This window comes from Rhodospirillaceae bacterium (assembly GCA_016712715.1).
Lineage (GTDB): Bacteria > Pseudomonadota > Alphaproteobacteria > Dongiales > Dongiaceae > Dongia.
Genome location: JADJQM010000002.1, coordinates 365,008 through 384,365, shown reverse-complemented (window position 1 = coordinate 384,365; position 19,358 = coordinate 365,008). Strand labels below are relative to the sequence as shown.

Annotated in this window: 18 protein-coding genes and 2 pseudogenes; 3 read left to right on the top strand and 17 right to left on the bottom strand. The window is 63.1% G+C overall.

Translation table 11 applies throughout. From position 1 onward, the window contains the following. Positions 1-3 precede the first annotated feature (3 nt). Positions 4-951 (top strand): ornithine cyclodeaminase family protein, encoded by a 948-nt coding sequence (locus tag IPK59_12585; protein ID MBK8159555.1) that lies wholly within the window; start codon positions 4-6, stop codon positions 949-951. A 167-nt stretch (positions 952-1,118) separates the two neighbouring features. Here IPK59_12585 and IPK59_12580 read toward each other — a convergent pair whose 3' ends face one another. The 13 genes and pseudogenes from IPK59_12580 to IPK59_12520 all read right to left on the bottom strand — a co-directional run bounded on the left by IPK59_12580 (position 1,119) and on the right by IPK59_12520 (position 13,624). After that, entirely contained in the window at positions 1,119-1,580 is a 462-nt protein-coding gene (locus tag IPK59_12580) for a GNAT family N-acetyltransferase (protein ID MBK8159554.1), read from the bottom strand. Further along, positions 1,580-3,447 (bottom strand): annotated as a pseudogene (htpG, locus tag IPK59_12575) (molecular chaperone HtpG). Before htpG ends, IPK59_12580 begins: the two are co-directional and overlap by 1 nt. A gap of 197 nt (positions 3,448-3,644) precedes the next feature. Then, complete coding sequence (locus IPK59_12570; protein MBK8159553.1) at positions 3,645-4,259, bottom strand: hypothetical protein; 615 nt, start codon at positions 4,257-4,259, stop codon at positions 3,645-3,647. Positions 4,260-4,460: 201 nt separating this feature from the next. Beyond that, positions 4,461-4,697 (bottom strand): hypothetical protein, encoded by a 237-nt coding sequence (locus IPK59_12565; GenBank protein MBK8159552.1) that lies wholly within the window; start codon positions 4,695-4,697, stop codon positions 4,461-4,463. An 84-nt stretch (positions 4,698-4,781) separates the two neighbouring features. Beyond that, the gene (locus IPK59_12560; protein MBK8159551.1) at positions 4,782-7,175 is read right to left on the bottom strand and encodes a phenylalanine--tRNA ligase subunit beta; all 2,394 of its coding nucleotides are present in this window, start codon (positions 7,173-7,175) and stop codon (positions 4,782-4,784) included. Then, complete coding sequence (gene pheS, locus IPK59_12555) at positions 7,172-8,278, bottom strand: phenylalanine--tRNA ligase subunit alpha (GenBank protein ID MBK8159550.1); 1,107 nt, start codon at positions 8,276-8,278, stop codon at positions 7,172-7,174. The genes IPK59_12560 and pheS overlap by 4 nt, the downstream gene beginning before the upstream one ends. A 131-nt stretch (positions 8,279-8,409) precedes the next feature. Beyond that, positions 8,410-8,817 carry a hypothetical protein gene (locus IPK59_12550; protein MBK8159549.1) on the bottom strand — a complete coding sequence of 136 codons (408 nt, stop codon included), beginning with the start codon at positions 8,815-8,817 and terminating at the stop codon, positions 8,410-8,412. Positions 8,818-8,825: 8 nt separating this feature from the next. Further along, the gene (rplT, locus tag IPK59_12545; protein MBK8159548.1) at positions 8,826-9,188 is read right to left on the bottom strand and encodes a 50S ribosomal protein L20; all 363 of its coding nucleotides are present in this window, start codon (positions 9,186-9,188) and stop codon (positions 8,826-8,828) included. A 27-nt stretch (positions 9,189-9,215) separates the two neighbouring features. Continuing rightward, complete coding sequence (gene rpmI / locus IPK59_12540) at positions 9,216-9,419, bottom strand: 50S ribosomal protein L35 (GenBank protein MBK8159547.1); 204 nt, start codon at positions 9,417-9,419, stop codon at positions 9,216-9,218. Between the two features lie 127 nt (positions 9,420-9,546). Then, complete coding sequence (locus tag IPK59_12535; protein MBK8159546.1) at positions 9,547-10,479, bottom strand: DMT family transporter; 933 nt, start codon at positions 10,477-10,479, stop codon at positions 9,547-9,549. An 85-nt stretch (positions 10,480-10,564) separates the two neighbouring features. Further along, entirely contained in the window at positions 10,565-11,995 is a 1,431-nt protein-coding gene (locus IPK59_12530) for a M20 family metallopeptidase (GenBank protein ID MBK8159545.1), read from the bottom strand. Next, on the bottom strand, positions 11,988-12,716 hold the full coding sequence (locus IPK59_12525; GenBank protein MBK8159544.1) for an RNA pseudouridine synthase: 729 nt from the start codon (positions 12,714-12,716) through the stop codon (positions 11,988-11,990). Before IPK59_12525 ends, IPK59_12530 begins: the two co-directional genes overlap by 8 nt. After that, positions 12,713-13,624, bottom strand: coding sequence for a LysR family transcriptional regulator (locus IPK59_12520; GenBank protein ID MBK8159543.1), 912 nt, complete (start codon positions 13,622-13,624; stop codon positions 12,713-12,715). The genes IPK59_12525 and IPK59_12520 overlap by 4 nt, the downstream gene beginning before the upstream one ends. A gap of 216 nt (positions 13,625-13,840) precedes the next feature. Between IPK59_12520 and IPK59_12515 the strand changes: the two genes are divergently transcribed. Next, positions 13,841-14,890 (top strand): EamA family transporter, encoded by a 1,050-nt coding sequence (locus tag IPK59_12515; protein MBK8159542.1) that lies wholly within the window; start codon positions 13,841-13,843, stop codon positions 14,888-14,890. Between the two features lie 26 nt (positions 14,891-14,916). Here the strand turns inward: IPK59_12515 and IPK59_12510 are convergent, their stop codons facing one another. Next, positions 14,917-15,750, bottom strand: coding sequence for a sterol desaturase family protein (locus IPK59_12510; protein MBK8159541.1), 834 nt, complete (start codon positions 15,748-15,750; stop codon positions 14,917-14,919). Between the two features lie 303 nt (positions 15,751-16,053). Between IPK59_12510 and IPK59_12505 the strand changes: the two genes are divergently transcribed. Next, positions 16,054-16,656 carry a glutathione S-transferase family protein gene (locus IPK59_12505; protein MBK8159540.1) on the top strand — a complete coding sequence of 201 codons (603 nt, stop codon included), beginning with the start codon at positions 16,054-16,056 and terminating at the stop codon, positions 16,654-16,656. Between the two features lie 19 nt (positions 16,657-16,675). Here the strand turns inward: IPK59_12505 and IPK59_12500 are convergent, their stop codons facing one another. The 3 genes and pseudogenes from IPK59_12500 to IPK59_12490 all read right to left on the bottom strand — a co-directional run bounded on the left by IPK59_12500 (position 16,676) and on the right by IPK59_12490 (position 19,353). Next, positions 16,676-17,005, bottom strand: a complete 330-nt coding sequence (locus IPK59_12500; GenBank protein MBK8159539.1) for a hypothetical protein — start codon at positions 17,003-17,005, stop codon at positions 16,676-16,678. A 134-nt stretch (positions 17,006-17,139) separates the two neighbouring features. Beyond that, positions 17,140-18,324, bottom strand: a complete 1,185-nt coding sequence (locus IPK59_12495) for an ABC transporter permease (GenBank protein MBK8159538.1) — start codon at positions 18,322-18,324, stop codon at positions 17,140-17,142. Next, positions 18,321-19,353: pseudogene (locus IPK59_12490) on the bottom strand (ABC transporter permease). Before IPK59_12490 ends, IPK59_12495 begins: the two are co-directional and overlap by 4 nt. Between the last annotated feature and the right edge of the window lie 5 nt (positions 19,354-19,358).

Genomic DNA, 19,358 nt, shown 5'->3' with positions numbered 1-19,358 from the left:
ATCATGACCGATCAAATCCCCTATCTCAGTGCCGAAACCATCGACCGCCAGCTCGATTACAAGAGCCTGGTCGGCGCCCTCCGCGACGCCTTTGCCGGCAGCTGGACCGTGCCGGTCCGCCATCATCACGGCATTCCCATGCCGGGCGAAGCCGACCAGACCCTGCTGCTCATGCCGGCCTGGGATGCGGGGAAGTCCGTCGGCATCAAGATCGTCACCATCACGCCCGGCAACGGGTCCCGCAACCTGCCGGCCGTCCAGGGCATCTATCTGCTGCTCGACGGGCTCACAGGGGCGCCCAAGGCGTTGATGGACGGCAAATGCCTGACCGTGCGCCGCACGGCGGCGGCCTCGGCCCTGGCCGCCAGCTATGCCGCGAGGAAAGATGCCGCGACCCATCTCATGATCGGCGCCGGCGCTCTGTCGCAGCCCCTCATCGAGGCGCACCGCGCCGTCCGCCCGATCACCCGGAACCTGCTCTGGGCCCGCGACTTCGCCAAGGCCGAAATCCAGGTGAAGAAGCTCGCCACCGCCGGCATCGAGGTGGAACCCGTCCGCGATCTCGAAGCCGCGGTCAAGAAGGCCGACATCATCAGCACCGGGACGCTGTCGCATGATCCGCTGGTGAAGGGCCTGTGGCTCAGGCCCGGCCAGCATCTCGACCTGGTCGGTGCCTTCCTGCCCGACATGCGCGAAAGCGATGACGAAGCCGTGCGCCGCGCCACTGTCTTTGTCGACACGCGCGAAGGCGCGTTGAAGGAAGCCGGCGACATCGTCCAGGCGATCAAATCCGGCGCGCTGACGCCCGACCGGATCAGCGCCGATCTCTTCGACCTCGCCCGCGGCAAGCATAAGGGCCGCAAGTCCGAGGACGAGATCACCCTCTTTAAATCAGTGGGCACCGCGATCGAAGATCTGGCGGCGGCTCGGTTATTGATGGAGCGGGTCTAAGACCCCCTCACCCCAACCCCTCTCCCGCGAGGGGAGAGGGGCTTGGTGCGCAAGCTTGCAACATTGTTAAGTCGCTAAAGTCATTGACGATGGCACCTCATTTCCCTCTCCCCTCGCGGGAGAGGGTCAGGGTGAGGGGGTGGTTACAATCATCTCGCTGGTAGGCATCACAAATCCAGCTTCATCCCCTCATGGCTCGCCTTGAAGCCGAGCGATTGGTAGAAGCGCAGCGTATCAGCCCTTGTTTTGTCCATGGCGAGTTGCACCAGTTCGCAGCCCTTGGCGCGGCATTGCTCGATCGCCCAATGCAGCATCTTGTGGCCAAGGCCGCTGCCGCGCCTGGATGATTTGATGCGCACGCTCTCGATCTGCCCGCGCCAAAGTCCTAGCCGCGAGAGGCCCGGAATGAACGAGAGCTGCAGGCAGCCGACGATCTCGCCCGCTTCCTCGACCACGGCCAGGAACTGATTTTCATCCCGCGCGATGGCCTCGAACGCCGCCACGTATTTCGCGTTCAAGGGCCGCGATCCATCCTCGCGCTTCGCACCGATCACGTCGTCGACCAGCAGATCGACGATCTGTTCCAGATCGGCGCGCTGCGCGCGGCGGAAGGTGAGATGCCCTGGCATCAGATCGCCTTCGCCAGCAGCCCGTTCAGCCGCTTCACGAAAGCGGCCGGGTCCGCCGGCGGCTCTCCGTCCTGGATCTTCGCCTGGTCGAGCAGCAGCCAGGCCGCTTCCGCAAGCTCGGTCCAATTGCCGTCCTTGCTCGCCTGCTTGGTCATGGCGGCCACCAGCGGATGGCGGCCGTTGATCTCGAGGACGCGCGGCAGGCTCGCTTCCAGCCGCTTGTGCTGGCGCAGCAGACGTTCCAGATGCATGTCCATGTCGCCGCTATCCGCCACCAGGCAGCAGGCGCTGTCGGTCAGGCGCTCGGAGAGGCGCACATCCTTGACGTTGTCCTTCAACGTCACCTTCAGGAACGAGATCAGGCTGTCGACGCCTTCGGCGACCGGGGCCTTTTTCTCTTCCGTTTCGCCTTCCGGCGCCTTCACCTGGTCGAGATCGGCGCCCGAGCGCGTCACCGAGCGGAACTCCGCCTCGCCGAACTTCTCCACCGCCGGAATCCAGAACTCGTCGATGGGATCGGTGAGCAGCAGGACCTCGATGCCCTTGGCCTTGAAGCCTTCCAGCTGCGCCGAGCGCGACACGGTGTCGAGGCTGTCACCATTGATGTAGTAGATCGACTTCTGCCCTTCCTTCATCCGCGCCACGTAATCGGTGAGGCTGACCCAACCCTCTCCCTGGGTGGAACGGAAGCGCACCAGCTTCAATATCTCGTCGCGCGACGCCACATCCTCATAGAGGCCTTCCTGATCACCGGGCCGAAATTGTCCCAGAAGGTCTCATACCCGGATTTGTCGTCATCATTGGCGCGCTTGTTCAACTCGGAGAGAATCCGCTTCACCAATGCCGCGCGGATCTTGGCCAGCAGCGGACTCGCCTGCAGCATCTCGCGGCTGATGTTGAGCTGCAGATCCTCGCTATCCACGAGGCCTTTCACGAAGCGCAACCAGCCCGGCAGGATCTCGTCCGATTGGTCGGTGATGAAGATGCGCTTGGCATAGAGCTTCAGCGACTGCTTGCGTTCCGGGTTGAACAGGTCGAACGGCCGCTGGCCTGGAATGAAGAGCAGGGCGGTATAGTCGATCTTGCCCTCGGCCTTGAAATGGATCGTGGCCCAGGGTTCGTCAAAGGCATGGGCGATGTGGCGATAGAAATCGCGGTACTGCTCGGCCGTGATGTCGGATTTCGACTTGGTCCAGAGGGCTGCCTGCTGGTTGACATGTTTGGGCTCGGCGCCATCCACCAGGTGGATGGGCAGCGCGACATGTTCCGAGTGCTTCGCGATCACATGTTCGATGCGGGCCGCCTCCAGCCACTCGGTCTCGTCCTTCTTGAGATGGAGCGTGATCTCGGTGCCGCGGCCGGCCTTCTCGGCGGCCTCCACGGTGAACTCGCCGGTCCCATCCGAGACCCAGCGCCAGGCTTGCGTTTCGCCGGCCTTGCGCGACAGGACCTCGACCTTGTCCGCCACCATGAAGGCGGAATAGAAGCCGACGCCGAACTGGCCGATCAGCGATACCTTCTGCTCCTGGGTCTTGGCGTCGGCCAGTTCTTCGGCGAATTTGGCCGAGCCCGACCGGGCGATGGTGCCCAGATGGCTGATGAGGTCGTCCTTGTTCATGCCGATGCCATTGTCGGCAATGGTCAGCACCTTGTTAGTCTTGTCGGTGGTGAGGGTCACGGCGAGCTCGCCGCCGCCTTCCAGCAATTCGGGCTGGGTCAGCGCCAGGTAGCGCAGCTTGTCGCAGGCATCCGACGCGTTGGAAATCAACTCGCGCAAAAAGACCGATTTATCGCTGTAAAGCGAATGGGCGACGATGTGCAGCAAGCGCGACACCTCGGCCTGAAAACCATGGCGTTCCTGCGTCATGACCGGGGATTCTCCTGGGGTAGAAAATTGAACCATTCGAGCGCTCATATGCGGCGCTCTGGCGGGAGAATCAAGGGGGCAGAAGCGGGTCGGGGTGGCCTTGAAGTGGCCCGTCATCCCCGGGCTCGACGAATTTGGTGAAACCGAACGCCCACCCCCTCTCCAGCTCTCCTACTCAGAGGGAAGAGGGCCCGGATTCAGTCGGCTTCGCAGTCGGGGCAATTCCCATGACTTGCAGCTTTCTGGGCAACCTCCCACAATTCGGGATGCTCCGCCCAATACAGCCTAGGGTCTGCCGAGCAGGCGTACGCATCGACTTCCACACGTCCCATATCGCTTGCGTAAATGCAGGGGCCCCCCAGAATGAGTGATCCCACGAGCCTCATCAAGAAAATCGCCCAGACGAGCCATAGATTGCTGCCAATCACCCAAATGATACCCTCAACAGCCGCGCCTGATCCGACGCGTGCGGTCGCCTTACGCCACAACAGGAAGTCAAACGCAAGAACCAGAGAGACCAATGGCAGTGAGGAGGCGGCTTCGACTGGCATGAGTCCACCGACGAGAAGTGGCATGGCGCCTAAGGACTTCGTGGCGACAACATAGGTCATTGCTGCCGCGAATCCTGCGGAGCAAGCAGCAACTGTCGAGTGCCACTCCAGTCGCGCTTTTGTGTATCCAGGCGAAAGCGTGACCGTGGATCCAAGGATCCATTTCAGCAGTCTGACAGGCGGGGCAATCAGCAGAACACCGAACGAGAAAGGTACCAAGGCCAAAAGGACTGTTTGAATGATCAAGTCCAGTACATGCACGTTGATACCCGCCCTATGCTAGTAGCGATAGCCAGCAACGAAATGCATACGGAAATTTGGCAAAAAAATGTCGATGGATTGGGTTGTCCGTCCGTAAGACATGCCCAGCGGCAACGCATCCCCTCCCCCCCAACGTGGGGGAGGGTCAGGGAGAGGGGGGCTCTCTCCCGCCCGGCTCAATCGCATGGGGACCTTTCTCCGTTAGAGCAAGGTGCCCAGATAGGCAAAAAATTCGTGGATCCCTGGCTCAATGATCGCGGCGATCACAAAGCTAACGCCGAATGTTATCACCCCGATTGTGTTGCTGATCTTCTCGATCCGCTCATTCTCCCATTCGCGCTCTTTGCCTGCTGCGGCAGCCAAATTGCGGGCGATGACGCCTGCAGCCAACGCCAACATAAACCCTAGGGCTGCTTCGGAGCTCGCTTTAATAGCCATTCAATCCCCCGCTGGCGTGCTGGCCGCCTCCGCATTGCGCCCGAACTCGGAGGCGATGAAGAGGCGGCGATCGCAGGAACGAGCTTACTTCCGCAGCTCCCCGCCCGTAGCCTTGTTCACCGCGGCGACGATCTTCGCGGACACACCCTCAATCTCCGCATCGGTGAGCGTCTTTTCGCGGGGTTGCAGCACGACGGACAAGGCCACCGACTTCTTGCCCTCCGGCAATGACCCGCCCTGGAACACGTCGAACAGCTTCACCTCGGTGATGAGCGCCTTGTCGGCACCCTTGGCGGCCTTGGTGAGCTTCTCGGCCGCCACATTCGCATCGACGATGAAGGCGAAGTCGCGCTCGACCGGCTGGAACGAAGACGCGTTCAGCAGCGGCCGCCCGGACCCTTTCGAGCGAGGGCTAGGTAGGCGTTCGAGGAACACCTCGAACCCGACCGCCGGACCCTTCACATCGAGATCCTTCAGCACCTTCGGGTGAAGGGCGCCGAACTGGGCGAGAATGGTGGGACCCAGACGCAGCACGGCCGATTGGCCCGGATGATAATGTGCCGGTGCCAGGGCCTCGATCTGCAGATTCTCGACCGGCACACCGAAGGCTGACAGCAGCGCCACCGCATCGGCCTTGGCATCGAAGGCATCGAGTCGCCGCTGCTTCACCTGCCAGTGCCGCGGCGTCGTGCCGACACGGATGCCGGTCGCGGCCAGGATCTGGTCCTTTGGCCCTTCGCCAAGATAAGTCGGCCCGATCTCGAACAGCCCAAGGTCGCTGAAGCCGCGCGCTGCATTGCGCGCTGCCGCCATCAGCAGATTGCCGAGTATGCTGGGGCGCATGACGTCGAGATCGGCGCTGATCGGGTTGGCGAGCGGGACCAGGGGATTGTTGCCGGCAAACATCGCCGCCACATTCCCCGGCATGAAGCTGAAGGTCACGGTCTCATTGAGCCCGCGCACGGCCAGAAGGCGCTTGGCCTGCTGCACGCGTTTCTGCCCAAGGCTGACCGCGACCGTCGGCAGGGCGGTTGCACGCGGTAGCGAGACGGCCGGAATATGATCGAAGCCATGCACACGCATCACTTCCTCGACCAAATCGGCCTCGCCCTCGACATCGGCGCGGAAGGTCGGCGTGGTAACCGACCAATTGTCGGCACCCGTTTCGGCGACCTTGAAACCGAGATCGATGAGGATCTGTTTCTGCTTTGTGACCGGCACCTCGACGCCGCCCAGCGCCAGCACGCGGGACGGCCGGAAGGCAATCTCGCGTGTGCCGGCGGGAATTGCGCCTGCTGTCGTCAGCTCCGAAACCTCGCCGCCGCACAGTTCCAGGATCAGGCGGGTCGCCACATCGATGCCCCAGATTTCCGATTGCGGATCGAGGCCGCGCTCGTTGCGATAGCGCGCATCCGACTGGATGCCGAGCTTGCGCCCGGTCCTGGCGGTGTTGATCGGATCGAACAGCGCTGCTTCGAGGAAGACGTTGACCGTCGCATCGGTGCAACCCGAGGCGAGGCCGCCCATGATGCCGCCGATGGCTTCGGGTCCCTGATCGTCGGCGATGACGATCATGCCGGGCTCGAGCGTATAGGTCTTGCCGTCCAGCGCCTCGATGGTTTCGCCGGCCTTGGCCGAGCGCATCATGACGTTGCCCTTCACCTTGTCGGCATCGAACACATGGAGCGGCCGGCAGAGATCGAAGGTCACGAAATTGGTGATGTCGACCAGCGCCGAAATGGGGCGGAGGCCGATCGAGGTCAGGCGGTCCTGCAGCCATTGGGGCGACGGGCCGTTCTTGACGCCCTTGAAAGTGCGCCCGGCCGTGTAAAGCACACCCGATTTGGCGCTCTCATCGATCGACCATTGGATCGGGCTTTTGAAGGTGCCCGCGATATGCTTTTCGGCGATCGGTTTCAAACGCCCAAGACCCGCCGACGCCAGATCGCGCGCGACGCCGAAGACACCGAGGCAATCGGCGCGATCCGGCGTGATCTTGATCTCGATCACCGGATCATTCAGGCCACGATAGGCAACGAAGCTTTGCCCCACCGGTGCGTCATCCGGCAATTCGATGATGCCGTCATGATCCTGGCCCAGACCCAGTTCGCGGGCCGAGCAGAGCATGCCGTTCGATTCCTCGCCGCGGATCTTGCCGGCCTTCAAATCAAGCCCGGTGCCCGGTACATGGGTGCCGACGGGCGCAAAGACGCCCTTCATGCCGGTGCGTGCGTTGGGGGCGCCGCAGACGACCTGCACGATGCCGTTGCCGGCATCGACCTTGCAGACGCGCAGGCGGTCGGCATTGGGATGCTGCACGGCTTCGACGACGTATCCCACGACGAAAGGCTTCAGGCTTTGCGCCTTGTCCTCGACGCCTTCGACCTCGAGGCCGAGATCGGTCAGTTTCTTGGTGATGGCGGCGAGGTCCGCATCCGTCTCGAGATGCGTCTTCAGCCAGGAAAGTGTGAATTTCATCGCGTCAGTCCTCCCACCATGGTGGGGATATCAAGGGGAACAAATCCGTAATGGCGCAGCCAGCGCAGATCCGATTCGTAGAAGGTGCGCAGATCCGGAATGCCGTATTTCAGCATGGCGATGCGCTCGATCCCCATGCCGAAGGCAAAGCCCTGATACTTGGCGGGATCGATGCCGCAATTCTTGAGCACATTGGGGTGCACCATGCCGGAGCCGAGGATCTCCAGCCAGTTCTTGGCGTTGCCGTCCTTGTCACCGCCGAGCTTCAGCTCGCCGCCCGATCGGTCGCAGCCGATATCGACCTCGGCCGAGGGTTCGGTGAAGGGGAAGTAAGACGGGCGGAAACGGACCGGCAGATTGTCGATGCCGAAGAAGGCGCGCACGAAATCCTGCAGGCAGCCTTTGAGGTGGCCCATATTGGTATGCGTGTCGATGACCAGCCCTTCGACCTGATGGAACATCGGCGAATGCGTCATGTCGGAATCCACACGGTAGGTGCGGCCCGGACAGATGACACGGATCGGCAGATCGCCCTTCAGCATGGTGCGGATCTGCACCGGCGAGGTATGCGTGCGGAGCACCATCTGGCTGCCATCGGGCTTGGCCGGCAGATAGAAGGTGTCCTGCATCTGGCGCGCCGGATGATCGGCCGGGATGTTGAGCGCGGTGAAGTTGTGGAAATCATCCTCGATATCCGGCCCTTCGGCGACCGAGAATCCCATCTCGCCGAAAATGGCGATGATCTCGTCGACGGTCTGGGTGATCGGGTGAATGCGGCCTTCCATCTCGGGCCGCGCCGGCAGGGTGAGGTCCAGCGTCTCGCGCGCAAGTTTTGCATTGAGCGCTGAATCGGCAAGGCCGGTCTTCTTCGTGTCGATGGCGGACGCCACCTCGTCGCGCAGGACGTTGAGCCTGGCGCCGAAGGCTTTGCGCTCGTCCGGGCCGAGCGTGCCCAGCACTTTCATCAGGCCGGAAATCTCGCCCTTCTTGCCCAGCGCATCGACGCGCACCTGTTCCAGCGCTTCGACGCTGGCAGTGCCGGCGATCGCATCCAGCCATTTCTTCTGCAAACCGTTGAGGTCTGCGCCCGCTTCAGTCGACATCTTGATCGATCCCCATACTTCTTCGATCGCTCTGATCGTAGCTCACAAACAAAAAAGGAGGCTCGGATGATCCGGCCTCCCCGTCCTCGCCTCTTGGCGTTCGTTCCAAGTTCTGGCGCGGTCGCGGCCGGTCAGTCCAATTGCAGCAGAAACAAGGTCAAGGCACCACCCAACAGGCTCTGCGGCTTGCCGTCGATAAAGGCCTGCTCGAAAGCGATCTTGCGGGTTTCGCGGTTGTTGATGAATTCGAGGGCGATTTTGTGATCGGCACCGGATTGGCCGACGCGTTCGATATCGGCTGTCACCAGCACGATCGCCTCGTTGTCATAGCGTTCGGCCTTGGCGCCGGTCCATTTGACCGAGCCGCGCGCACCGGCAATCTCCCGCGCCAGCGAATCGTTGCTCTTCCCCGGCACGATGCTGTCGGCAGCCTGCACCGCCGCCACATCGTCCTTGTAGGAATCGCAAGCCGTCGCCGCTGGCAAGGCCAGGGCGACGGTTGCAACGATCAAAAGTCTGCGAAGGGTCCGTGCCGGCATGGCCGTAATCAGACCTTCGGCAACGCCTCTTGCGCCTGCTTCACCAGTGCCGCAAACGCGGCCGGTTCGTGGATCGCGAGATCGGAGAGGACCTTGCGGTCGACTTCGATGCCGGCGAGCTTCACGCCGTTGATGAATTGCGAATAGGTCATGCCATGTTCGCGGACGCCGGCGTTGATGCGCTGGATCCACAGGCCGCGGAAATCGCGCTTCTTGCGGCGACGGTCGCGGTAGGCGTATTGCAGGCCCTTTTCGACCTTTTCAATGGCAATACGGAAATTCGTCGATGAGCGCCCGACATAGCCCTTGGCCATCTCGAGAACTTTTTTGTGCCTGGCGTGCGAGGTGACGCCACGTTTGGTGCGAGCCATTTTTCAGTTCTCCGTCAGCGTCTAAGGTCAGAGCCCGTTGGGCAGGAAGAATTTAATGACCTTCTTGGCATCAGCCTCGAACATCACTTCATTGCGGCGGGTCTGCCGCTTCATCTTCGTCGGCCGGTTGGAAAGGCCGTGACGCTTGTTGGCCGGCTTGAACTTGACCTGGCCGCTGGCGGTGAGCTTGAAGCGCTTTTTGGCGCCGCTCTTCGTCTTCATCTTGGGCATTTCATGTATCCTATTGATATGATTTACGCATTCGGCTGCGGTTGGGCATGCCCTCTGGTTCGCCCTGGACGCATTAATGCCGTGCGGGGCGGGTTATATAGGGGTAATGCCGCAGAAACAAGCCGATTCAGGCCGGCTGGCGGGGTCCGATGGCGCCGGTGGCCAGCATCAGGCCGAAAGTGACCGTGGCGACGCCGAACCAGGCCGCCATATCGGGGAATTCCCCGAGGATCGGGATGCCCAGCAAAGCCGCCAGCGCCGGCACCAGGGATGAGAAGGTGGCCGCCCGCTGAGCGCCCAGATGCTGGATGGCGATGCCATAGGCGGCGAGCGCCAGGATACCGGACCCCACCGCCTGATAGAGGCCATGCAGCGCGATCTCCCCCCAAGCGTGCTGGAAGACGCCAAGCCCATGAGTCATCAGGTAAAAAGGCGTGTAGAACACACAGGAGCTGATGCCGATCACGGCCGTCGCCATCCAGGGATCGAGGCCCGATTTGCGCTGGGCCAAGGTAAACGCCGCCCACATGGCGGCCGCCAGCAGCATCAGCACATAGCCGATCCAGGCATGGCCCAGATCATTCTGCAGAATGGTGAAGATGCCGAACCCGCCGACCGCGATGTCACCCAGGATGATGAGGGAAAAACCCATTATTTTCCAGGTACTTAGACGGTCGCCATAGAGCATCAGGGCATAGAGCGCCACGAACAGCGGCATGGTGCCGGGCATCAGCACGCCGACATGGGCGACCGGGGCGAACTGCATCGAGGTCGCGGCCACCATCATATAAGGCGCCCCCGCCCCCAGCATCATGATCAGGTAATGGCCGATCTTCTGGCGCTGGAGCTGGTCGCGCCGCAGCCACAGCAAGGGGGCGAGCAGCACCGCCGTCAGCGAGAAGCGCAGGAACACGATGTCGCTGGGGCTGAACTCGGTGATGACGCTGAGGCGTGTCAGGATGATCCAGCCGCCCCAGATCAGCACCGCGATGAGGGCGCCGGCGACGCCCAAAGCGATGTTCGGGGTGAATTCGGTGGTCGGCGCGGGGGCTACAGTCATGTTTCCACGGGAATCGGTGCGTTACCGCGGGGGTATAGCCCTCCGGAGCCCCCAATGCATGGCAAAACTTGCGTCCCGCCGCCCCTCAATCCACGGATCGCGCCTGATGGTCGGCAAGCACTTTGGCCAACACCCGGGTCACCCGTTTGCCGGTCGGCACATGCAGAAACTCGTTCGGGCCATGGGCATTGGAATGCGGGCCGAGCACGCCAGTCACCACGAACTGCGCCTTGGGGAAGCGTTCGCCCAGCATCGCCATGAAGGGGATGCTGCCGCCTTCGCCCATATACGCGGGCTCCCGGCCGAACGCCGCCTTGGAGGCGGCATCTAGCGAGGTTTCCAGCCAGGGGGCGCGCTTCGGGGCGTTCCAGCCCCTGCTGGCTTCCAGGTGTTCCAAGGTCACCTCGGCACCGTAAGGCGGGTTCTCGGTGAGGAGCTTCTCGACGGTGGCCAGCGCCGCCTCGGCATCCAGCGTCGGCGGCAGGCGCAATGAGAGGCGCACGCCAGTCGACGGGCGCAGCACATTGCCCGCATTGGCGAATTCCGGCAGGCCTTCGGCACCGGTCACGGCCAATTGCGGGCGCCAGGTGCGGTTCAAGACCAGCTCGGTCAGATCATCGCTGACCGGTTTCATGCCGGGGGTGAAGGGGAACTTGCCATGGACTTGCTCGCCCAAGGCCGCCGCGGCGATGCGGGCCTGGGCGATGCGTTCCGCCGGCACCTGCACATGGAGCGATTCCGGCCTGATGGCGCCGGTCGCCTCGTCTTCCAGGCGCGAGATGATCTGGCGCATGAGGCGGAAGCTCGACGGCACCACGCCGGAGGCATCGCCGGAATGCACGCCCTCGGTCAGCACGCGCACGGTCATGTTGGTGGCGAACGTGCCGCGCAGCGACGTGGTCATCCACAGCTGGTCGTAATTGCCACAGCCGGAATCAAGGCAGATCACCAGCGACGGATCGCCGATGCGGCTTGCCAGATGTTCAACATAATAAGGGAGATCGTCGCTGCCGGATTCCTCGCAGGCCTCGATCAGGATGACGCAACGCGCATGCGGCTTGCCATCCCGCGCGAGGCTCAGAATCGCTGTAAGCGCTGCGAACATCGCATAACCATCATCGGCGCCGCCGCGGCCATAGAGCTTGTCGCCTTCAAGCCGCGGAATCCACGGGCCATAACCCTCCAGCCAGCCCACCATCTCGGGCTGCTTGTCGAGATGGCCATAGAGCAGCACCCGGTCCTGAGCTGACGGATCGCTGCCCGGAATCTCGATGAAAATCAGCGGTGTGCGCTCTGCCAACCGCACGATCTCCAATGTCGCCCCCGGCAATTCGGCAAGCTTGGCCTTCGCCCAGCCGGCGAACAGATCGACGGCACGGTCCATATGCCCATGCGCCGCCCAATCCGGGTCGAAGGCCGGCGATTTGTTGGGGATGCGGATGTACTCGACGAGCGTCGGCACGATCTCGTCCTGCCACATGCTGTCGATGAAGGCTGCTTGGTCCTGTTCACTCATGGTCGGGCCGGCTTTTTTCTGCTGGTTGCTGATAGCCGCAGGCGCGGAGCGCCTGAAGCATATGCGGTGGCGGTGGCGCCTCGACCCGGATGGGGTCTTTCTTGGGATAGAGGGGAAGCACAATCGCCCGGGAATGGAGATGGAGCTTCTGGGAGGGGTTGGGCGACCCCTCGGGCAAGTAAATGGGCTCGCCCAGGATCGGGCAGCCGAGATGCGCCAAATGCACCCGGATCTGGTGGGTGCGCCCGGTCCGGGGGTGAAGCTCCAGCCAATGCACATTGGGGCCGGACCCCAGCAGCTTGTAATCGGTCACCGATTTCTGCGCGTCCTTTTCGGCATCATCCACCACGACCATGCGCCAGCCGCCGGCGCGGGTGGTGAGCTTCTTGAGGCTGGCCGAGATGGTGCCGGCTTTTTCCGGCGGCGCCTTTGTGGTGATGGCCCAATAGGTCTTCTCGACCCGGCCTTCCTGAAAGAGCTTGCCGAGGCGCGAAAGCCCCTTGTGCTGGCGCCCAAGCACGAGGCAACCGGAGGTGTCGCGGTCCAGGCGATGGGCCAGCGACGGCGCCTTGGGCAGGCCGAAGCGCAGGTGTTCGAACGAGCGCTCCAGATTGTCGCCGCCCTGCGGCCCGGCATGGACCGGGAGCCCCGCAGGCTTGTCGATCACCAGCATCAGCCCGTCGCGGTAGAGCAGGCGGGCCTGGATTTCCTGCGGTGTCATGCTTCGGAAGGTGCCGCCGGCATGTCGGCCGGCGCCGCTTCCACCAGGGCGGTCAAGGCCCAGGCGCGGAAGGCGGCGATGCGGGCAAGGTCGGTTTCGTCGGCGCGGCAGACCAATGTATAGGCGCGGCCGGTGAGGATGCTGATGTCGAAGGGCGCCACCAATTGGCCGCTCGCCACTTCCTCGGCGCACAGCCTCGGATCGACCTCGACCACGCCGCCGCCGGAGATGGCGGCCTGCACCGCCTGGTCGGCGGTTTCCACCACCACACCGCGTTCCACGGGAATGCCGGCAAAGCCCACCTGGCGCGCCAGCATGCGCCAGTCATGCCAGGAATCATTGCCCTGGCGGATGTGGAGGAGCGGTGCCTTGGCGATCATGGTCTTCAAGTCGGGCCAGTTGGATTTCTTGATGAGCTCGGGGGAGGCGAGCGGGCTCGAGGTTTCGCGCATCAGCACGTCGGCGATGAGCCCGTCGGTCTCGATCTCGCCGAACATGATCGCCATGTCATGGCCGGAATTGCGGAAGTCGGGATTGACCGGCGGCGTCTCGATGCGGATTTCGAGATCGCTGTTGGCGCGCTGGAAGTCGGCCAGACGCGGCAGCAGGATACGGCGCGCGAAGGTGGGCGGCACGGCGAGGCTCAAGGGCGGCTTCTTCGACTGGCGGCGGAAACTGCCGATTACCACATCCATGCGGTCGAAACTGTCGGTGAGCACGGGGAGGAGGCGCTTCCCCTCCTCGGTCAGTTCGAGCTGCGCCTTCCTGAGGATGAGGGCCACGCCCAGGATATCCTCGAGGTTCTTTACCTGGCGGGAGACGGCGCTCTGCGTCACCAGCAATTCGTCGGCCGCCTTGGTGAAGCTCAGGAACCTTGCCACGGCTTCGAAGGCGCGGAGCGCGTTCAAGGGGCAATTGCCGTCTGTTCTTGTTTCGGTTCGTACTCATGAAGGTTGCCTGAAATCAGATGGGGCCGCGATCGGCGGCAATCTAGCAGCGTCGCGGGCAAAGTGCGCTAGGGATTAAAGGGTACAGGGCCAACAAAATCAGGTGCCGACCCTACCGGCCGCGCCTGATAGGATAAGACGCATGCGCGACCATTCCGACCCGAGGCGTTTCACGAGATGACCGGCATTGTCTATGCGTTGATATCGGCGGCCCTGTTCGGCATCAGCGCGCCCTTTGCCAAGATCCTGTTGGGGGACGTGTCGCCCTGGCTGCTCGCGGGTCTGCTGTATCTGGGATCCGGCACCGGCCTTGCCATCGCCCGGCAAGTCTGGCGCGGCGCGGAAACGCAGCTGCAGCGCGCCGATCTCCCCTGGTTCGGTGCCGCGATCCTCGCGGGTGGTGTCGCCGGGCCGGTGCTGCTCATGTTCGGCCTCGAGCAGAGCAGTGCGGCCGAGGCGTCGCTGCTGCTCAATCTCGAAAGCGTGCTGACGCTGCTCCTCGCCTGGGTGGTGTTCAAGGAGAATGTCGATCGCCGGCTGCTCGTCGGTGCCGTCGCCATCGTCATCGGCGCGGTGCTGCTGTCCTGGCCTGAGGATATGGGCGGCAGCCTTGATGGCGCCCTGGGCGGCGGTTTCAACTGGGGGCCGGTGCTGATCGCCGGCGCCTGCCTCGCCTGGGCCATCGACAACAACCTCACGCGCAAGGTTTCGGCCAGCGACCCGATGCAGATCGCCATGGTCAAGGGATTGGTGGCGGGCATCGTCAATGTCGGCATCGCCCTCCTGGCCGGGGCGGAACTGCCGGGCGGCCTGGTGATCCTGTCCGCCGCCCTGGTGGGATTCCTGGGCTACGGTGTCTCGCTCACGTTGTTCGTGCTGGCCCTGCGCCATCTGGGCACGGCGCGCACGGGCGCCTATTACGCGCTGGCCCCCTTCATCGGCGCGGGGACAGCCATCGTGCTGCTGGGCGAGCCGATCACGACGGCGTTCATCGCCGGCGGCATGCTGATGGCGATCGGCCTGTGGCTGCATTTGACCGAGCGCCACCAGCATGAACATGTCCATGAGCCGATCACCCATGAGCACCGGCATGTCCATGACGAACATCACCAGCATGACCATCCGCCCGGGATGGGGCCGGAACCCCATGCCCATCTCCACCAGCATGCGCGGCTCATCCACAAGCACCCGCATTACCCGGACATGCATCATCGCCACCGCCATTGATTGGACGCCGGGCGTTGGCGCTGGAATCAGGTCCGGGGCTTGTCCGGCGCCGCGGCGCCGTCATCGCGCAAGGGCTGCAGCAGCATGCGGTCGAGGCGGAGTTCTCGCGGGTCGCGGAAGAGCTCGATGCCGATAGTCATGCCGAGCTGGCCCGCCGCGGGTTCCGCGCGGTAGGTGCCGAGCAGCCGGTCCCAGAGCGAGAGGTTGAAGCCGAAATTGCTGTTGGTCTCGATGGGCACCACCGAGTGATGGACGCGGTGCATGTCGGGTGTCACCAGGATGAGACGCAGGAGCCGGTCGAGCAGCGTCGGCATCGCCACATTGCTGTGATTGAACATCGAGCTGGCGTTGAGCAGGATCTCGAACAGCAGCACCGCCACGGCCGGGGCACCGAGGGCTGCCACCAGGGCGATCTTGATCAGCATGGAGAGCAGGATCTCGACCGGGTGAAAACGCGCGCCGGAGGTGACGTCGAGTTCGAGATCGGCATGGTGCATGCGGTGGAGCCGCCAGAACAGCGGCACATGATGGAACAGGCGGTGCTGCAGATAGATGGCGAGATCGAGGAGCAGGAGCGAGAGCGGAATGGCGATCCAGGCAGGGGCCGCGATCTGGTTGAGGAGACCCCAGCCCTGGGCTTCGACCGCAAGCGCCGTCCCCATGGCCGCCACGGGGAAGATCAGGCGCAGCAGCAGCGTATTGAGCACGACGATGCCGAGATTGGCTGGCCAGCGCTGCCAGCGCGAGACAGCTTGCCGGCGTCGCGGTGCCCATATTTCCCACAGCATCATGACAAGCAGCACCCCGGCAAAGAGCCCAAGGCGGAGCTGCGGTTCATGGGCAAGCAGGGCTTCGGTCACGGGGCGGACTCGGGGTGGTTTAGGTGGTCGGGACGGTATTCTAGGGCCGGGCGGTGGCGATTGGCTTCACTTCTCTTGCGGGGCGCGATGGGGATCTATCTTGAGGCAATCATCACCCATCGCCCGGGAGGGGCCGCTGGGCGGACCGGGGTGCGCACCGTTACCGCGGGATCTGGACGGATTTGGCGCGGTGCCGGCCGAGCTGTGATCACCGCTCACAGGTGCTGCCAGATTTCGGCAATTGTGGGAATCGCCGGCAGGCGTCATGAACGACGCATCTTATCCGACAGGGAGCCCACCGCCATGCTGACCCTTTACGACAGTGCGATCTCCGGCAATGCCTACAAGGTCCGCCTGCTGCTGAGCCAGCTCGGCCTGCCGGTGAGGCGCGTCGAGATGAATGTCGATGACGGCTCGACGCGGTCGCCGGATTTCCTGAAGGTCAACCGCAACGGCAAGGTGCCGGCGATCGTGCTGGAGGACGGCACCGCCCTCGCGGAATCGGATGCCATCCTCTATTACTTCGCCGAGGGTACGCAATTCTGGCCGGCGGCGAAGCTGGAGCGCGCCCGCGTGCTGCAATGGATGTTCTTCGAGCAGTACAATCACGAGCCGACCATCGCCGTGGTGCGGCACTGGGTGGCGCATCTTGGCAAGACCGCGGCCACCGAGCCGGCGCTGCCGGGGAAAATCGCCGCCGGCTACCGGGCACTCGATGTGATGGAAGACCATCTCGCCCGCCACAGCTACTTCGTCGGGGAACGTTATTCGATCGCCGACATCGCCCTCTATGCCTATAGCCATGTGGCCTATGAAGGCGGCTTCGATCTTTGTCGCTACCCGTCTATCACGGCATGGCTCGGCCGCGTCGCCACGCAGCCGAACCATATCCGCATCACCAACTGAGCCCAATTACCGGGCCCAGCTATTCGGCGACCGCGTAATCGACGATGATGTCGCTGTCCTTGGCGAAGACGATGCATTTGTAGCCGTCCGAGGTGCAGTTCTTCAGCGCCTCGGAGGAGTAGTTGATGTTGTAGTAGCAGGCCTGCGCCGCGCTGCAATAGCTGTAGGTCGCATAATAGCCGTCTTCAGACACGACGAAGGCGCCGCGGGCACCGCCGCCCACATCCTGCAGGTATTTCTGGTAATAGTCCCAGGTGCCCTTCGAGATGATGAACTTCTCATCGGCATTGAGGTTGATGCGGCCTTCCTGCGGCTGGCAGGCGGCCAGCAGCGGCATGGCTAGGAACACGACGACAGGCCGGCCAGCGCGGCCCGGAATTGATGACGCAAGGATGCCCCCATTGGTTTACTGATCGAGCGGCAGGTTCGCATATTCCGATTGGGCCGCCAAGCGCTGGTTGCGAGGACGGTCCGGACGCACACCTACCGATAAGGATCGGCCGCGTCGCGCAAGCCGTCACCGAGGAAGTTGAAGGCCAGCACCACCAGGATGACCGGCAGGATCGGCAGCATCAGCCAGGGATAGAGCGCCACCACGTTGATGTTCTGCGCCTCGTTGAGGAGGACGCCCCAGGAGGTGATCGGCGCGCGGATGCCGAGACCCAGGAAGGAGAGCGCCGTTTCACCGAGGATCATGCCGGGAATGGCCAGCGTCGCCGAGGCGATGAGATGGCTCATGAAGCTCGGCATCAGATGGCGGAAGATGATGCGGCCGGGCTTGGCGCCCATCAATTGCGCGGCGACGCAGAAATCCTCTTCGCGCAGCGAGAGGAGCCGCGAGCGCACGGCGCGCGCGAGGCCCGTCCAGTCGATGAGCCCCAGGATGATCGTGATGCCGAAATAGACCAGCATCGGCGACCAGGTCACCGGCAGGATCGCGGCCAAGGCCAGCCATAGCGGCAGATGCGGGATCGAGCGCAGGACTTCGATCGCGCGCTGCATGAGATCATCGACCCAGCCGCCGTAATAGCCGGCCAGGCCGCCGAAGGTGATTCCCAGCACGAAGCTCACCGTCACGCCGATGAGGCCGATGGTGAGCGAGATGCGCATGCCGTAGAGGATGCGGGACAGCATGTCGCGCCCGAGCCGGTCGGAACCCAGCAGGAAGAGCGGCGTGTCATTGTCCGGCGGGCAGAAGAGATGGGTGTTGCCCTCGATCAGGCCCCAGAACTTGTAGGAATCGCCTTCGCAGAAGAAGCGGATCGGCCGCGGGTCGATCACGTTCTCGGTATAGACGCGCTGCAGGTTTTCCATGTCGAGCTTGTAGTCGAGCGCATAGACGAAGGGCCCGATGAACTCGCCCTGATGGGTCCAATGCACCTCCTGCGGCGGGGCATAGATGTAATCGACATTGCGCGCATGCTGGCCATAGGGCGCCAGGAACTCGACCACCAGGATCGCGGCATACATCAGCGCCAGGACAAGACCGGCCGCCACCGCCACCCTGTGACGGCGGAAGCGCAGCCACATCATGCGCCATTGCGACGCCATGTAGATCTTCTCCAGCGCCGGGCTGACGCTGTCGATGGCATAGGGATCGAACGGCGCCTGGCTGACGAAATGCGTCATATTCGAACCGGGCTGGGCGGGATTGCGGATATCGCTCATTTCTCGGCTCCCGCACCCAGGCGAATGCGCGGGTCAAGCAGCGCCAGCAGCACGTCGGAAATGAAGATGCCGATGACGGTGAGGAACGCCATGAACATGAGGAACGACCCGGCGAGATACATGTCCTGGGACCTGAGCGCCGAGAGCAGCATCGGCCCGGTGATCGGCAGCGACATCACCACCGAGACGATGACCGAGCCGGAGATGAGCTCGGGCAGCAGGCTGCCGATATCGGAGATGAACGGGTTGAGCGACATGCGCAGCGGATAGCGCAACAGCAGCTTCAAGGGCGGCAAGCCCTTGGCACGGCCCGTCGTCACATATTGCTTGTTGAGCTCGTCGAGGAGGTTGGCGCGCAGGCGCCGGACCATGCCGGCGGTGCCGGGCAGGCCGATCACCAGGACCGGAACCCACATATGCTCCATGACGCTCATGAACTTGGCCAAGGACCAGGGCTGGCCGACATATTCCGGTTCCATCATGCCGCCGATCGATGTCCCGGAACCAGATATTGGCGAAATAGAGCATGACGAGGGCGATGAGGAAACTGGGTGTGGCAAGGCCGATATAGCCGAGGAAGGTGAAGATATAGTCGAACAGCGAATATTGATGGGTCGCCGAAAAGACCGCGATCGGGAAGGAGACGATCCACACGAACAGGATCGAGACCAGCGAGATGATGACGGTGAGCGTCAAGCGGTCGCCGACCACTTCCGAGACCGGCAGATTATGTTCGAAGGAATAGCCGAGATCGCCGAAGATGAGCCCGCCGCTGACATGCTGCAGCCCTTCCCAGCGGCCGAACATCCAATGCAGGTACTGCACATGGACCGGCTCGTCGAGGCCATAGGTCTTGCGCAGGAAATCCATCTTGTCCTGGTCCATGTTCTCGCCGCGCGCCTGCAGCTCGGCCATCATGGTTTCGAGGAAGTCGCCGGGCGGCGCCTGGATGATGGTGAAGACCAGCATGCTGATGACCAGCAGGGTGGGGATCATGACCAGCACGCGCGAAATGAGATAACGAAGCATCGATG